Raw genomic sequence first — 15,305 nt, 5'->3', positions numbered from 1 at the left:
GGTTTGCCTTCACATCAAAATGTGATATTGCGCTGGCATGAGCACATCAACAATCACACGCGTTCGCGATCTCGTCACATCGGGCACCATGACCCGCGCCGGCCTCGCCCGCGCGGCGGGCCTCCATGCCAACACCCTGCGCGATTGCGGCGAGGAGAGCTGGAACCCCACTGCCGAAACCCTCGCCAAGCTCGAAGCCTTCCTTGACGCGAACGCCGACCGGCCGGTGCTCGCAACGATCGAGGAGATTATCGACGAGGCGCGCAACGGCCGGATGTATATTCTCGTCGATGACGAAGACCGCGAGAACGAAGGCGATCTCATCATCCCCGCGCAGATGGCGACCCCGCAGGCGATCAACTTCATGGCCACCCACGGGCGCGGCCTGATCTGCCTCGCGCTGACCAAGGAGCGGGTCGACCATCTCGGCCTCTCGCCGATGAGCCGCAACAACAAGGAATCGATGCAGACCGCCTTCACCATCTCGATCGAGGCGAAGGAAGGCGTGACCACCGGCATCTCGGCGGCTGACCGCGCCCGCACCATCTCGGTCGCGATCGACGCCGCCAAGGGCGCGGACGACCTCGTCACCCCGGGCCACGTCTTCCCGCTGATGGCGCGCGATGGCGGCACGCTGGTGCGCGCCGGGCATACCGAAGCCGCGGTGGATATCTCGCGGCTTGCCGGGCTGAACCCGTCGGGCGTGATCTGCGAGATCATGAACGAGGACGGGACGATGGCCCGGCTCGACGATCTGATCACCTTTGCGCGCAAGCACGATCTCAAGATCGGCACGATCCGTGACCTGATTGCCTATCGGATGCGCAACGACCATCTGGTCGAGCGTCTTGGCGAGAGCGCCTTCACTTCCGATTATGGCGGCCAGTGGCGCATGATCACCTATCGCGACCGCGTGGCGGGCTCCGAGGCCTATGTGTTGCAGAAGGGCCATGTCATCCCCGGCGAGCCCACCCTCGCCCGCGTTCACCCGATTTCGGTGTTCGATGACGTGCTGGGCGCACCGGGCCCGCGCAAACGCACGCTCCAGCGCGCGATGCAGGCCGTCGGCGATCATGGCTCTGGCGTCATCGTCATCCTGACAGGGCGCGTCGGCACCGGAACCTGGGCGGCCGGCGAAGAGCAGCGCAACATCGGCATCGGCTCGCAAATCCTCGCTGACCTTGGCGTAACCGAGATGGTGCTCCTGTCCAACAGCCGCCCCGATCTGGTCGCGCTTGAAGGCTATGGCCTGACCATCACTGATTTCCATCCCATTCCGGAGTAACCCATCATGGCCGACATCCTCATCGTCGAAGCGCGCTTTTACGCCCACCTCAACGATATGCTGATCGCCGGTGCCCGCGCCGCGCTCGAAGCCAAGGGCCACAAGGTCGAGGTGCTGACTGTTCCCGGCGCGCTCGAGATCCCCGGCGCGATTGCGCTCGCTGCCGAGGCCGACCGCTATGACGCCTTCGTCGCGATCGGCGTGGTGATCCGCGGCGAGACCTATCACTTCGAGATCGTCGCAGGCGAAAGCGCGCGCGCGATCATGGCGCTCACCATGGATGGCATCGCCATCGGCAACGGCATCCTCACGGTCGAGAACGAAGCGCAGGCGCTGGTCCGCGCCGACCCGGCCCAGAAGGACAAGGGCGGCGAGGCAGCCAAGGCGGCGCTGGCGCTGCTGGAGCTTCAAAACCGGTTTGGTTGAGGATTGTCGGCCGGGTCGTGCCGTTCTGGTGCGCCCCGCCGACTACGTAGTTTCCCTCTGTAGATTTCCATAAGGCGTTAACGCGATAAGCTGTCGTGTCTGCAAACCTCCGCTGGTCGCACGGGTTTGAAGGTTTGCAGAAGACCGACAAAGCAAACGGGATCGAGAATTGGAAAACCATGCGACTGGTGCGCCGAGTACCTCCGGCGTTCAAACCATCATAGCTGCACTCGAAATCCAGCTCGCTGCCCTCGATGCGATGAAATCCTTCGTGGCCGCCGCCCATGTCGATGCGGCGATCCAGCATCTCCGTCTTGAACAGGCACGTCTGCACTAGGCAGTCGCGGGGCCATCGACGCATATTAAACCAATAAAAATAAGTGCCTAGGTGTTAACCCGTAAAGCAACCTCAGGCACTATCCCCTATATCAATCCGGTCAATAATGGACCCCGAAATGGTCCTGAATGTTCCCGGAGGCACAGGGATGGGCGACTCTACGGCTGATGCCGCGCATCCGATTGAGGGAAGCACGTCGGTATCGCAGTACATGGCACTGAATCCACTGGCCGATACGCTGATCGCGATCGCCGCCCGGCTGCGCGAGGCGGCCGAGGGCACCGGCACTGACGAAGGCGATATCCCCCGCCAGATCCGCACCCGCAGCCACCTCGCGCTGGCGCGCAAAGCCTATGCGATGCGGCGCAAGCGAGCGGCGATTTTCGGCAATCCCGATCTGTTCGGGGAACCGGCATGGGATATCCTGCTCGACCTGTATATCGCGCAAGGCGAAGGCAAGCAGGTGTCCGTATCAAGCGCCTGCATCGGCTCCGCCGCTCCCGCCACCACTGGCCTGCGGTGGCTTGGCGTGCTCGCCGATGAAGGGCTGATCGTCCGCGAAAACGACGCAGAAGATAACCGCCGAGTCCTCGTCAGGCTGACGCCGGCGGGGAAGGCGGCGATGGATCGCTTCTTCGAAGCCTTCGATTAGGCTCGCGCGCCAAAGCAGGCGCGGCCCGCAAAGGCGGCACTGTCGCCCAGCTCTTCCTCGATCCGGATCAGCTGGTTGTACTTGGCGAGCCGGTCGCTGCGGGCAAGCGAGCCCGTCTTGATCTGCCCGCAATTCGTCGCAACCGCGAGGTCTGCGATGGTCGCGTCCTCGGTCTCGCCCGAACGGTGGCTCATCACGCAGGTGTAACGCGCGCGGTGGGCCATATCGACTGCGGCGAGCGTCTCGGTCAGCGTGCCGATCTGGTTGACCTTGACCAGCAGCGAGTTGGCAAGGCCGCGGGTGATGCCATCGGACAGGCGCGCAGGGTTGGTCACGAACAGGTCGTCGCCCACCAGCTGAACCTTGTCGCCCAGCAGACCGGTCAGCGCGGCCCAGCCTTCGAAATCGTCCTCGCTCATGCCGTCCTCGATCGAACGGATCGGGTAATCGGCGCAGAGCTTGCCGAGGTAGTCGGCCATTTCGTGCGGGGTCAGACTGAGGCCTTCGCCGCTGATTTCATACTTGCCGCCCTTGAAGAACTCGGTCGCCGCACAATCGAGCGCAAGGACGATGTCCTCGCCCGGTGTGAACCCGGCCTTGGTGATGCTCTCCATGATGAAATCGAGCGCGGCGCGGGTGCTGGCGAGATCGGGCGCGAAACCACCCTCGTCGCCGACACTGGTGGCCAGACCCTTCTGGTGGAGCCCCTTCTTCAGAGTGTGGAACACCTCGGCACCCCAACGCACCGCCTCGGCAATGCTGTCGGCACCCACCGGCATGATCATGAATTCCTGAATGTCGATCGGGTTGTCGGCGTGCTCGCCGCCGTTGATGATGTTCATCATCGGCACCGGCAGCATATGCGCCGAAACCCCGCCGAGGTAGGAATAGAGCGGCAGCCCGCGCGCGTTGGCCGCCGCCTTGGCCACCGCCAGCGACGTGCCGAGCAGCGCATTGGCACCAAGGCGCGACTTGTTGGCGGTGCCGTCCAATGCGATCAGCGCAAGGTCGATGTCGCGCTGGTCTTCACCATCGAACGCATCGGTGAGCAGGTCGCGGATTTCGGTGTTGACCGCTTCGACAGCCTTGAGAACACCCTTGCCGAGATAGCGCCCCGCATCGCCATCGCGCAATTCCACCGCTTCGTGAGCACCGGTCGACGCACCGGAGGGTACCGCTGCGCGTCCGAAGCTCCCATCTTCAAGCAGCACATCCACCTCGACGGTCGGATTGCCGCGGCTGTCGAGAATTTCGCGGCCGTGAATGTCGATGATCGCGGTCATGTTTGGCTCCGGCTGGATTGCGTTGTAGTAGGAAAGGACACGTTCGACGGCACGATTCTGGCTGCGCCGCACTTGGCGTGGCCCTATGCTCTGGACGATTGGCGCGCAAGCGGGCTTGCGTCCGGTGAATACGAACACATGAATGATGAGGGTTTAGACATGGCAGATACCCCCAAGACCGACGCAACCTCGGCCCCCAAGGCTCCGGCCAAGAAGACCCCCGCAAAATCAGCGAAGGGTGCGACCGCGAAGACGAGCGGCCCGACCAAGGCCGCTCCGCGCAAGACCGCAGCCACCGCCAAGGCGGCTGACCCGGCGCCTGCTCCTGCGGCTGTCGCCAAGAGCCGCTTCAACGCCGCTCTTGAAGAGGCCAAGGCGGGTGCCGCCGCGCTGCGCGCCGAGGCCGAAAACCGGCTTTCGGCGGTCGGCGGTCAGGCCAGCGCCAAGGGCACCGATCTGGTCGCCGAGGCCAAGTCCTATGGCGAACAGGCACTTGGCAAGGCAGGCGAGTTGGCCGCCGATGGCAAGCAGGTTGCGTCCGATGCCATTGCTTCGCTGGGCAAGGTGGTGGGCGATACCGCCCCGCAGATCGACGAGAAGCTGGGCGAGCAATATGGCGATTATGCCCGCAAGGCCGCACGCACGCTGCAGGAAACCTCGGCCAAGCTTGAATCCAAGAGCGTCGAGGAACTGGGCGAGGATGCCCGCGCCGCCGTGCGCAAGAGCCCGGGCATGGCGGTCGGGATCGCAGCGGTGTTCGGTTTCTTCCTCGCGCGGATGCTGGGCGGGAAGAAGCGCTGAGCTGACCGGGCGCTGCAGCTGATGGACAATCCCGATCCGGGCCTCGCAGGGCCGTCCGGCAGCGCTCCAGCGCCCGCCGAGCCGCCCGCTCCGCCCGCCGAGGCCGAGGACACCAACGCCTTCACTGCGCTGCGCGACGATGTTGCAGCGCTGGCGGAGGATGCCCGTACCTATGCCCAGGCCGAGATTGCCTTCCAGAAGACCCGTGCCGCGCTGGCAGGCAAGCACGGGGCGCGGGCGATTGCAGCGCTGGTGCTGGCGGTGGTGCTCCTCCACATCGCTTTGATCGCGCTCGCCGTCGGCGCGGTGATCGCCCTTGCCCCACTGGTGACGATCTGGGGCGCGATTGCCATTGTCGTGGGTGTCATGTTGCTCGGCGTCGCGCTGCTGGTGCGGATGGCGCTGGGCGATGGCAGGCTGCTTGGCGCATTGTTTGCCCCGGGGGACGAGACATGACCCGCCTGCCCGATCGCTTCATCGAAGACCGGGCCCTGCGCGATGCCGCGCGCGCCGTGCTCGTCGAAGACATCGAGAACCTGCGCGACAGCCTCTCGCAGCAGGGCATTGCAAGCCGCGTGTCATCGGGGGTCAAGACCACGGTCACCTCCCGCCTCAGCGCCGGGGTGCGCGATCTCATGGCCGAGCTGCGCGAACAGGCAGGCGAGCGCAAGGGTCTGGTCGCACTGTTGGTGGGTGCGATCGTGCTGTTCTTTGCGCGCGGGGCGATCTTTGCGTGGCTTGAAGAGCTGCTGACCGAAACCGACGACGATGACACTGATGACGGCGCCGATCCCCCAGCTGCGGCGCCGGAGGGAGACCCTGCATGACTGACCTCACCCCCGTTCCCCCGCGCGATGCCCTGCGCGCCCGTATCGAGGCGGCTGAGCGCCGCAATGCCGAGCGGAGCCTTGCCGATCAGGCCCGCGCCGCCGCCGATGCCGCAATCGACTACACCCGCGCCAACCCGCTGACGGTGGTCGGCGGCGCGATTGCGGCGGGGCTGGTGATCGGCCTGCTCACCCGCCCCGGTCGCCGGGTCGCGGGCAAGGCGCTGCACAGCGCGGGCGATGCCATTTCGGGCACGGCCTCGCGCACCTCGTCGAGCGTCAAAGGCCTTGCCGCGCGCGGCGGATCGAAGCTCGGAACGCTGCTGAGCGAGGCGGCCGTGGCCTATGCTCTCACGCTGATCGACGAAGTGGTCGAGGGTGCCCGCACCGCACAGGAGCGCGCTGGCGACCTCGGATCGAGCGCCGGGGCGCAGGCGAAGAAGCTTTCCGCCGATGCCGCTGACGCCGCAGGCAGCGCTGCCGACAGCACCCGCGCCCTCGCCCGCAAGGCGAGCGCGGCTGCCGTCGATGCGGTGCGCGATCTGGCGCGCAAGTCCAAGGGGTAACGGCTCGGGGCTTGCCCTTGGCGCAGCAGGCGCTAGAGGGGCGCGCATCCTTCCTCCCCAAGGACTTGTGACATGGCAGAAACCACCCCTACCCAGCGGCTCCACCTTGTGATGGGAGGCCGCGTTAAGGATCCGCGCGGGATCGAGTTCCAGGATCCCGAGAGCATTCACGTCGTCGGCGTCTTCAGCTCCTATGAAGCCGCGGTCGATGCCTGGCGCGCGCAGGCGCAGCGCACGGTCGACGATGCGGAGATGAAATACGTCGTCGTCCATATCCACAAGCTGCTCACGCCCGAAGATTGATCGAGGGCCATGATAGTCACGCGGCGCTTTGGCGAGGGTGATGAACCCGCGATCGCCGCGCTGACGCTCGCGGCGATCCGGCAGACCGCGCTGGCGGCCTATTCGGCCGATCAGGTTGCGGCGTGGTCGGCTCGCTACGCGCCAGAGAAGCTGCTGACCGGGGCCGCGCGGGGCGATGTGATCCGGGTCGCGGTCGATGCGGATGACACCCCGGTCGCCTATTGCGCGCTCGAGCCGGACGGGCATCTCGATATGCTCTTCTGCCACCCCGACCACACCGGCAAAGGCCTTGCGCGCCGGCTGCTGGCCGAGGCGGAGCTGGCAGCACGCGCACGCGATCTCACCCGCCTGTTCACCGAGGCGAGCGAGCTGGCCCGGCCGGTGTTCGAGCGTGCCGGCTACCGCCTGCTCCACCGCCGCGATTTCACCATCCCGTTTGACGGGCGCGAGGTCGCGATCCACAATTATGCGATGGAAAAGCGCATCGCCTAAGCCGCCACTGTTTCACGTGAAACAGCGATGCCCCGCGCAACAACCGGCGCAAAACCCGTCAAGATCGCGCAAAGACCCGCTTAGCGCAGTGCGGCGACGGCCGCTGCGACCCCAACCGCCAGCATCGCAAACACGACCCGCGTGCGGCGGTCCGAGCGGCGACCATTCCAGCGCGCCTCATCAAGCCACCACTTGCCCTGCCCATCGGTGCGCAGCACATCCGCGCCCTTCAATCGCTCGAACGCCCGCACCCGGCTCGGACGCGCCGGAGCAAAGGGGATGGCATCGGCCATGCTGACCGCGCCTGCTTCAAGAAAATGGGCAGCGACCTTGCGTTCGGAAATCGGTCTGACGGGCGGAATGGCCATGTTCGCGCGACCTCCGGCGGATCAGATGAATTCGATCTTCTCGACGAGGTAGAACTTTTCGCCCGAAGGCACCGTGACCTCGATCTCGTCGCCCACCTGCTTGCCGATCAGCGCGCGCGCCAGCGGCGAGGAATAGCTGATACGGCCCTTGTTCGCGTCCGCCTCGGTCTGGCCGACGATCTGGTAACGCACCGGCTTGTCGTTCTCGTCGAGCAGGGTCACGGTCGCGCCGAAGATGATCTTGTCGCCCGACAGCGTGGTCGGATCGATGATCTGCGCACGGCTGACCTTGTCCTCGATCTCGGCGATCTGCGCCTCGACCTGGCCCTGGCGTTCCTTGGCTGCGTGATACTCGGCATTTTCCGAAAGATCGCCGTGGGCGCGCGCTTCCTCGATCGCTTCGACGATTTTCGGGCGCTCATCACGCAGGATCTTGAGGTCAGCGGTGAGCCGCTCGTAACCCTCAGCCAGCATCGGCACCTTTTCCATCGTCGCCATCTTCCGTTATCTTTCTGTCCGTTGCCCCCGTCACTTCCCAAACCGGGAAAGAAAGCCCTCCGCGCCGTTCGATCCCTACGGCGTCAGTGACTTTCAAACTGTGGGGGAAGTGTCAGTCAGGAGCTATAATAGTCCTGCAACGACCGGACTTCAAGCTGATCGGGCCGGATCGCCGAAATCGCCGCCGCCGCCGCCACCGATCCGGGGGCGGTGGTGTAGTAGGGCACCTTGCCCGCAAGCGCCGCCTGACGGATGGATTTGCTGTCGAGCAGCGACTGCCAGCCTTCGGTGGTGTTGAAAATGAGCGCAATATCGCCGTCGATGATCTTGTCGACAATATGCGGCTGGCCTTCCGCCACCTTGTTGACCCGCTCGACGCTGAGCCCCTGTTCGGCAAGATAGCTCTGCGTGCCGCCCGTCGCGATGACGCGGAACCCGTGCTCGATCAAGCGCTTGACGCCGGGGACGATCACCGCCTTGTCGGTGTTCTTGACGCTGACGAACACCGTGCCCGATTGCGGAGGCACCATGCCTGCGCCGAGCTGCGACTTGAGGAAGGCGGCTTCGAAACTGGTGTCGATCCCCATGACCTCGCCGGTGGACTTCATTTCGGGGCTGAGCACCGGGTCGGCGCCGGGGAAGCGCGCGAAGGGAAACACCGCTTCCTTGACCGCCATATAGGGCAGGTCGCGCTTGAACGGCTCGAAGTTGGCCAGCGGCTCGCCCGCCATGACCCGCGCGGCGATCTTGGCCACCGGCTGCCCGATCGCCTTGGCGACGAAAGGCACGGTGCGGCTGGCGCGCGGGTTGACCTCGATGAGGTAGACCACCCCGTCCTTCACCGCGAACTGGATGTTCATCAAGCCCTTGACGCCCAGCGCAAAGGCCAGCGCCTCGGCCTGGCGCTCCATCTCGGCGATGATTTCGGGGGGCAGGCTGTAGGGCGGCAGAGTGCAGGCACTGTCGCCCGAGTGGACGCCCGCCTCCTCGATGTGCTGCATCACGCCCGCGATCCGCACCTCGGTGCCATCGCACAGCGCATCGACATCGCATTCGATCGCATCGCGCAGATACTGGTCGATCAGCACCGGCGAATCCCCGCTGACATTCACCGCCGTGGCGATGTAGCTGTCGAGCTGGGCCTCGCTGTCGACGATCTCCATCGCCCGGCCGCCGAGGACGTAGGAGGGGCGCAGCAGCACCGGATAGCCGATCCGCGCGGCGACCGCTGCGGCCTCGTCACGGCTGCGGGCGATGCCGTTTTCGGGCTGCTTCAGCTTCAGCTTGCTCACCAGCTTGGCAAAGCGCTCGCGGTCCTCGGCCAAGTCGATCGCATCGGGCGAGGTGCCGAGGATCGGAATCCCCGCATCCTCCAGCGCCTGCGCCAGCTTCAGCGGGGTCTGCCCGCCGAACTGGACGATCACGCCCACCAGTTCGCCGTTCTGCTGTTCGACCCGCAGGATCTCCAGCACGTCTTCAGCGGTCAGCGGCTCGAAATAGAGGCGGTCTGAGGTGTCGTAATCGGTCGAGACGGTTTCCGGGTTGCAGTTGACCATGATCGTCTCGAAGCCCTGCTCGGCCAGAGCGAAACAGGCGTGGACGCAGCAATAGTCGAACTCGATCCCCTGCCCGATCCGGTTGGGGCCGCCGCCGAGAATGACGATCTTCTTGCGGTCGCTGGGCGCGGCTTCGCACTCGGGATCGCCGAAAGTCGGCGCCTCATAGGTCGAGTACATATAGGGCGTGATCGCCTCGAACTCGGCCGCGCAGCTGTCGATGCGCTTGAACACCGGAAACACGCCAAGCTTGTGGCGCAGCGCGCGCACTTCGGCCGAACTGGTCGCCCCTGCCATCGCGACCAGCGCATCATGCAGCAGCCCCGAGCGCTTGGCCTGCGTCTCGCCCAGCCCGCCAGCGACACCAACGGAACGCACCGCGAGCGTGGCCAGGCGCTTGTCGGAAAAGCCCATCGCCTTGAGGCGGCGCAGGCCCGCAGCATCGCGCGGCAGGCCATCGGTCTGCACCTGCTTTTCAGCCGCGATGATCGCCTCGATCTGGCGCAGGAACCACGGGTCGTAGAAGGTGACCGCGGCGATCTCCTCGACGCTCATCCCCTCGCGGAAGGCTTGGCCGACCTTGAGCAGCCGGTCAGGCGTGCGGCGCGAGAGCGCGGCGGTGATGACATCGCGGGGCTGGCCTTCCAGCTCGGGCACGCGGTTGAACCCGTCGAGCCCGGTTTCGAGGCCGCGCAGTGCCTTCTGCACCGACTCCTGGAAATTGCGCCCGATTGCCATGACTTCGCCGACGCTCTTCATGGCGGTTGAGAGGTCGGTCGCCGCGCCCTTGAACTTTTCGAAGGCAAAGCGCGGGATCTTGGTGACGACGTAATCGATGGTGGGTTCAAAGCTAGCGGGCGTCGCGCCGGTGATCTCGTTCGTCAGCTCGTCGAGGGTATAGCCGACCGCCAGCTTGGCCGCGACGCGGGCGATGGGGAAGCCCGTCGCCTTGGACGCCAGCGCCGAGGAGCGGCTGACGCGCGGGTTCATCTCGATCACGATCAGGCGGCCGTCCTTGGGATTGACCGCGAACTGGACGTTCGACCCGCCTGTCTCCACGCCGATTTCCCGCAGCACCGCGATGCTCGCGCTGCGCATGATCTGGTATTCCTTGTCGGTCAGCGTCAGCGCCGGGGCGACGGTGATCGAGTCCCCGGTGTGCACCCCCATCGGATCGACGTTCTCGATCGAGCAGATGATGATCGCGTTATCCTTGCGGTCGCGCACCACCTCCATCTCGAACTCCTTCCACCCGAGGAGCGATTCCTCGATCAGGACTTCGGTGGTCGGCGAGGCATCGAGCCCCTCGCGCACGATCTGGTCGAATTCGGCCTTGTTATAGGCAATCCCCCCGCCGGTGCCGCCAAGGGTGAAGCTCGGGCGGATGATCGAGGGAAGCCCGGTGCGTTCGAGCACCGCGCGCGCCTGTTCGAGCGTGTTGGCCACGCCCGACCGCGCGCTCTCCAGCCCGATCGCATCCATCGCCTCGCGGAAGCGCTGGCGGTTCTCGGCCTTGTCGATGGCGTCGGCCTTCGCCCCGATCATCTCGACGCCATATTCGGCGAGCACGCCCATCTCGTCGAGCTTGAGCGCGCAGTTCAATGCGGTCTGCCCGCCCATCGTGGGGAGCAGCGCATCGGGCCGCTCCTTGGCGATGATCTTGGCGACGATCTCGGGCGTGATCGGCTCGATATAGGTGGCGTCGGCGAACTCCGGGTCGGTCATGATCGTCGCGGGGTTCGAGTTGACGAGGATGACGCGGTAGCCCTCCTCCTTGAGCGCCTTGATCGCCTGCGTGCCGGAGTAATCGAACTCGCAGGCCTGGCCGATGATGATGGGCCCGGCGCCAATGACGAGGATCGAGGAGATGTCGGTTCTTTTGGGCATTAGCGTGTCACCATCAATCCTTGACCCTTGAGGTCATCAATAATGCATTTGGTCTTGCGTCCGGCGTCGGGGTTTTCGCCCTCGACGTAAGGCACCAAAGTGTTCGCAATCTTCTTGGGCTCGAAATCCTCGATGCCGCAGCGCTTTGCAGCGGCGACCATGTCTTCGCGGTTGGCCCAGCACACACCCGGATTGGTGCATTCCCGTTCATTGCACGATGCGAGGACTCCCAGTGTCAGAAGCACTCCGGCAGCCCTCACCCCAGCCCCCCCACGAACTTCTCGAACAGGTAGAAGCTATCCTGCGGCCCCGGGCTTGCCTCGGGGTGATACTGCACCGCAAAGGCCCGCTTGCCCTTGATCGCGATCCCGCAATTCGTCCCGTCGAACAGCGACACATGGGTCTGCTCGACGTTCTCGGGCAGGGTCGCCGCGTCCACCGCAAAACCGTGGTTCATCGAGGTGATCTCGACGAGGCCGGTGGTCTCTCCCCAACCCTCGCCCACGCGCTGGACGGGGTGGTTCGCGCCGCGGTGGCCCTGGTGCATCTTGATCGTCTTTGCCCCCGCGGCGAGCGCGAGCATCTGGTGGCCGAGGCAGATGCCGAACAGCGGCACATCGGCCTCGAGCAGCGCGCGGATCACCGGCACGGCATATTCGCCGGTCGCCGCCGGGTCGCCCGGGCCGTTGCTCAGGAATACGCCGTCGGGAGCCAGTGCCATCACCTCGTCGAACGAGGTCTTGGCCGGCACCACCGTCACCCGCGCACCCGCGCGCACCAGATTGCGGAAGATATTGTCCTTGGCGCCGTAATCGATCGCGACCACGTGGGGCTTCGCGTCGAAAGCCGCGCGGCCGTAGCCCTTGCCGAGCGTCCAGGAACCGCCTTGCCAGCCTTCCTCGCCCTCGCGGGTGACGCGGATGGCGAGGTCCATGCCCTCCAGCCCCGGCCAGCCCTGCGCGCGCTCGAGCAGCGCGGGGATGTCGAACTTGCCATCCGGCGCATGGGCGATCACCGCGTTGGGCGCGCCGCTCTGGCGGATGCGGCGGGTCAAGGCGCGGGTGTCGATGCCGGAAAGGCCGATCTTCCCGTTCTTCGCCATCCACTCGGTGAAACGCTCGATCGAGCGGAAATTGCTCGGCTCGGTCACATCCTCGCGCACCACGCACCCCACCGCGCCTTCAACGCGGCTCTCGATATCCTCGCCATTGGCGCCGACATTGCCGATATGCGGGAAGGTGAAGGTGACGATCTGCGCCGCGTAGGAGGGATCGGTCATCACCTCCTGATAGCCGGTCATCGCGGTGTTGAAGCACACCTCGCCCACCGCGCTGCCGATCGCGCCGAAGCCGCGGCCCCACAGCACGGTGCCATCGGCCAGAACCAGAACGCCGGTCGCGCCTGAGGGTTGCGCGCGAGAAGATGCGGGGTCGGCCATGGGGCGCTCCGTTGACACAGGTTTCCAGCGATGGTGCTAAGTTTTGCCCGCTAGGCTCCTCGCCCCCCCGCGTCAACCTAGGCTTGGCACCTGATTTGCGTTAGGGGGCCGCCGAAACGTTCAATCCACAGGAAACACCGATGATCCGAGACGATATCAAGGCCGCAACCATCGCCGCGATGAAGGCAGGCGAGAAGGACCGCACCGCCGCGCTCCGCCAGATCAGCGCCAAGATCAAGGACCGCGACATCGAGGAACGCACCGCAGCTTCGCCGGTCGCTGACGATGATGTGCTGGTGACGAGCGTGCTCCAGAAGATGGCCAAGCAGCGCCGCGAATCGATTGAGATGTATGACGCAGGCGGGCGCACGGAACTCGCCGCGGTCGAGCGCGCGGAGCTGGCGGTGATCGAGGAGTTCCTGCCGCAGATGATGGACGAGGCCGCCACCAAGGCCGCGATCGAGGCGATCAAGGCGGAACTGGGCGCGTCGAGCATGAAGGACATGGGCGCGGTGATGGGCGAACTGCGCAATCGCCACGGGGCGGTGCTAGATGGCAAGCTCGCGAGCGGGCTGGTAAAAGCTGCTTTGAGCTAAGCCACAGACCCGTCCACAGCCCGCGCTTGAACCCTCGGGCTTTCAGGCGCACCTAATCCCCATGGCCATTACCCCGCAATGGAAGGACGAGCTGCGTGCGCGGATCACGCTGTCCTCGCTCGTCCAGCGCTCGGTCAAGCTGACGCGCGCGGGGCGTGAGTGGAAGGGGTGCTGCCCGTTCCATGACGAGAAGACGCCGAGCTTCTACGTCAACGACCAGAAGCAGTTCTACCACTGCTTCGGCTGCGGCGCGCATGGCGATGCGATCAGCTGGATGGTCGATCACGCGGGCCTGCAGTTCATGGACGCGATCAAGGAACTGGCCGGGATGGCCGGGATGGAAGTCCCCGCCCCCGATCCGATCATGGCCAAGAAGGCCGAGGCACGCGCCAGCCTGATCGACGTGACCGAGGCGGCGCAACGCTTCTTCGTCGAGAGCCTCAGCGGCCCGCAAGGCGGCGCGGCGCGCGAATACCTCCAAAGGCGAGGCTTTTCTGCGCAAATCATGCGCGAATTCGGCTTCGGCTGGGCACCGGATGATCGCCAGGCCTTGCCCAAGGCGCTCGGCCAGTTCGGCGAGGATATGCTCGAAGCCGCCGGGATGCGCGCGGCCAATGAGCAGGGCGAGCGCTACGACCGATTCCGGGGCCGTGTCATGCTCCCCATTCAGGACGCGCGCGGGCGGGTGATCGCCTTCGGTGGGCGTATCCTCGACAAGCGCGACGGCGTTGCCAAGTATCTGAACTCCCCCGATACCGATCTCTTCGACAAGGGCCGCACGCTCTACAACCTGCACCGCGCCGCGCCCGCCGCGCGCCAATCGGGGCGCGTGGTGGTGGTCGAGGGCTATATGGACGTGATCGCGCTCGCCAATGCGGGCATTGCCGATGCGGTTGCGCCGCTCGGCACGGCGCTCACCGAAATGCAGCTGGAACTGCTGTGGCGGATGGTCGAGGTGCCAGTGCTGTGCTTCGATGGCGATGCGGCGGGACAACGCGCCGCGATGCGGGCGATTGCGCGGGCGTTGCCGATGCTCGCGCCGATGCGCTCGCTCGGGATCGTGCGCCTGCCGTCCGGGCTCGATCCCGATGACCTCATCAAGCAGCAGGGCAAGGCGGCGATGGAGCGACTGCTCGCCCAGCCCGCCCAGCTGATCGACACGCTGTGGGAGTTCGAGCGCGATGCGCAGCCCCTCGCCACCCCCGAGGCCAAGGCGGGGCTGAAGGCGCGGCTGATGGCCCATGTCGAGACCATCGCCGACCCGGAGATCAAGAGCCTCTATCGCCGCGAGCTGGGTGACCGCTTCTCGGCCTTCGCCTATCCGCCCCGCGCGCCGCGCGCACCGCTGCCGCCACGCCAGCAACCCGGCCAGCGCGGGGCTTGGAAGGGCGCGAACCTGCCGCCTCCCGGCCTGTCCGACGAGGCGCGCGCGCAGCTTTCGGCCATCATGGCGGGCGGGCAAAGGCAGGGCTTGATGGCGGCCGTGCTGGCGGGCCTTGCGCGCTATCCTGGCCAGATCAGCCGCCATGCCGAGGCACTCTCCGCGCTCGCCCGGATCGCCCCTGAAGCAGCGCCGGTGATCGAATCGCTGTTCGAACTTGCAGAAACGCTTGATTCGCGCGGGCCACACGCCATATGCACACCTACGCAAAGCCAACCCGCCCCGTCGGCAGATATCCGTTACGCCTTCCTTGATGATGGCACCGATCCCGACGCTGCGTGCGAGGACCTGGCTGAAGCTGTGTCGCTGCTGGTCGAAAGGCCGGCGCTTGAGGCTGCGCTTGCGGCCACTATTTCGCGTTTCGACAGCGATCCGGAAGGATCGTTTGCCGAGCAGACGCGTTTGCGCGCACAGCTCCTGGCAGTCGAAGAGCGTCTGAAGGCCTTTGGTCGCCGCAAGGCAGCGGCCCCGGTCGATTCGGACGAGAATACCGCCTGACGCGGCGGACATGGGATCAATTGGCGCCCCTTCCTGTGGGCCGCCCGGCAA

The 15,305-nt window shown here is 65.7% G+C and carries 18 protein-coding genes; 12 read left to right on the top strand and 6 right to left on the bottom strand.

The features are described 5' to 3' along the window. The first annotated feature begins 37 nt into the window (after positions 1-37). The 4 genes from ribB (at position 38) to PS060_RS13610 (ending at position 2,700) form a co-directional block, all read left to right on the top strand. Complete coding sequence (gene ribB, locus PS060_RS13625) at positions 38-1,285, top strand: 3,4-dihydroxy-2-butanone-4-phosphate synthase (protein WP_273983891.1); 1,248 nt, start codon at positions 38-40, stop codon at positions 1,283-1,285. A 6-nt stretch (positions 1,286-1,291) separates the two neighbouring features. Continuing rightward, entirely contained in the window at positions 1,292-1,711 is a 420-nt protein-coding gene (gene ribH / locus PS060_RS13620) for a 6,7-dimethyl-8-ribityllumazine synthase (RefSeq protein ID WP_273983890.1), read from the top strand. Between the two features lie 169 nt (positions 1,712-1,880). After that, the gene (locus tag PS060_RS13615; protein WP_273983889.1) at positions 1,881-2,048 is read left to right on the top strand and encodes a hypothetical protein; all 168 of its coding nucleotides are present in this window, start codon (positions 1,881-1,883) and stop codon (positions 2,046-2,048) included. A 106-nt stretch (positions 2,049-2,154) separates the two neighbouring features. Beyond that, positions 2,155-2,700: a MarR family winged helix-turn-helix transcriptional regulator gene (locus PS060_RS13610; protein ID WP_273983888.1), complete on the top strand. Its 546-nt coding sequence runs from the start codon at positions 2,155-2,157 to the stop codon at positions 2,698-2,700. Here PS060_RS13610 and eno read toward each other — a convergent pair. Next, positions 2,697-3,983, bottom strand: a complete 1,287-nt coding sequence (eno, locus tag PS060_RS13605; RefSeq protein WP_273983887.1) for a phosphopyruvate hydratase — start codon at positions 3,981-3,983, stop codon at positions 2,697-2,699. The two genes, PS060_RS13610 and eno, sit on opposite strands and share 4 nt — an antisense overlap. 159 nt (positions 3,984-4,142) lie before the next feature. On the opposite strand from eno, the gene PS060_RS13600 reads away from it, so the two are divergent. From PS060_RS13600 to PS060_RS13575, 6 genes are all read left to right on the top strand, one after another. Continuing rightward, a complete protein-coding gene (locus tag PS060_RS13600) occupies positions 4,143-4,784 on the top strand; it encodes a hypothetical protein (RefSeq protein ID WP_273983885.1) in 642 nt (213 codons plus the stop codon). Between the two features lie 21 nt (positions 4,785-4,805). After that, complete coding sequence (locus PS060_RS13595) at positions 4,806-5,240, top strand: phage holin family protein (protein WP_273983883.1); 435 nt, start codon at positions 4,806-4,808, stop codon at positions 5,238-5,240. Further along, complete coding sequence (locus PS060_RS13590; protein WP_273983882.1) at positions 5,237-5,611, top strand: hypothetical protein; 375 nt, start codon at positions 5,237-5,239, stop codon at positions 5,609-5,611. Before PS060_RS13595 ends, PS060_RS13590 begins: the two co-directional genes overlap by 4 nt. After that, complete coding sequence (locus PS060_RS13585; protein ID WP_273983880.1) at positions 5,608-6,177, top strand: hypothetical protein; 570 nt, start codon at positions 5,608-5,610, stop codon at positions 6,175-6,177. Before PS060_RS13590 ends, PS060_RS13585 begins: the two co-directional genes overlap by 4 nt. A gap of 72 nt (positions 6,178-6,249) precedes the next feature. Further along, positions 6,250-6,480: a DUF4170 domain-containing protein gene (locus tag PS060_RS13580; protein WP_273983879.1), complete on the top strand. Its 231-nt coding sequence runs from the start codon at positions 6,250-6,252 to the stop codon at positions 6,478-6,480. Positions 6,481-6,489: 9 nt separating this feature from the next. Then, the gene (locus PS060_RS13575; RefSeq protein ID WP_273983877.1) at positions 6,490-6,972 is read left to right on the top strand and encodes a GNAT family N-acetyltransferase; all 483 of its coding nucleotides are present in this window, start codon (positions 6,490-6,492) and stop codon (positions 6,970-6,972) included. A gap of 80 nt (positions 6,973-7,052) precedes the next feature. Here the strand turns inward: PS060_RS13575 and PS060_RS13570 are convergent, their stop codons facing one another. From PS060_RS13570 to carA, 5 genes are all read right to left on the bottom strand, one after another. After that, positions 7,053-7,340: a hypothetical protein gene (locus PS060_RS13570; RefSeq protein WP_273983875.1), complete on the bottom strand. Its 288-nt coding sequence runs from the start codon at positions 7,338-7,340 to the stop codon at positions 7,053-7,055. A gap of 21 nt (positions 7,341-7,361) precedes the next feature. After that, a complete protein-coding gene (gene greA / locus PS060_RS13565; RefSeq protein ID WP_273983873.1) occupies positions 7,362-7,838 on the bottom strand; it encodes a transcription elongation factor GreA in 477 nt (158 codons plus the stop codon). 116 nt (positions 7,839-7,954) lie between these two features. Next, on the bottom strand, positions 7,955-11,281 hold the full coding sequence (gene carB / locus PS060_RS13560) for a carbamoyl-phosphate synthase large subunit (RefSeq protein ID WP_273983871.1): 3,327 nt from the start codon (positions 11,279-11,281) through the stop codon (positions 7,955-7,957). Then, the gene (locus tag PS060_RS13555) at positions 11,281-11,526 is read right to left on the bottom strand and encodes a hypothetical protein (RefSeq protein WP_273983869.1); all 246 of its coding nucleotides are present in this window, start codon (positions 11,524-11,526) and stop codon (positions 11,281-11,283) included. Before PS060_RS13555 ends, carB begins: the two co-directional genes overlap by 1 nt. Positions 11,527-11,537: 11 nt before the next feature. After that, positions 11,538-12,719, bottom strand: a complete 1,182-nt coding sequence (gene carA / locus PS060_RS13550; protein WP_273983868.1) for a glutamine-hydrolyzing carbamoyl-phosphate synthase small subunit — start codon at positions 12,717-12,719, stop codon at positions 11,538-11,540. 140 nt (positions 12,720-12,859) lie between these two features. Here carA and PS060_RS13545 point away from each other — a divergent pair, with 140 nt between their 5' ends. Both PS060_RS13545 and dnaG read left to right on the top strand, forming a co-directional pair. After that, positions 12,860-13,315 (top strand): GatB/YqeY domain-containing protein, encoded by a 456-nt coding sequence (locus PS060_RS13545; protein ID WP_273983867.1) that lies wholly within the window; start codon positions 12,860-12,862, stop codon positions 13,313-13,315. A 61-nt stretch (positions 13,316-13,376) separates the two neighbouring features. After that, the gene (dnaG, locus tag PS060_RS13540) at positions 13,377-15,254 is read left to right on the top strand and encodes a DNA primase (RefSeq protein WP_273983865.1); all 1,878 of its coding nucleotides are present in this window, start codon (positions 13,377-13,379) and stop codon (positions 15,252-15,254) included. Positions 15,255-15,305 lie beyond the last annotated feature (51 nt).

Source organism: Erythrobacter sp. BLCC-B19 (assembly GCF_028621955.1).
GTDB lineage: Bacteria > Pseudomonadota > Alphaproteobacteria > Sphingomonadales > Sphingomonadaceae > Erythrobacter.
Note: the sequence above shows the minus strand (reverse complement) of the source record. Positions and strands in the feature narration are given on the sequence as shown.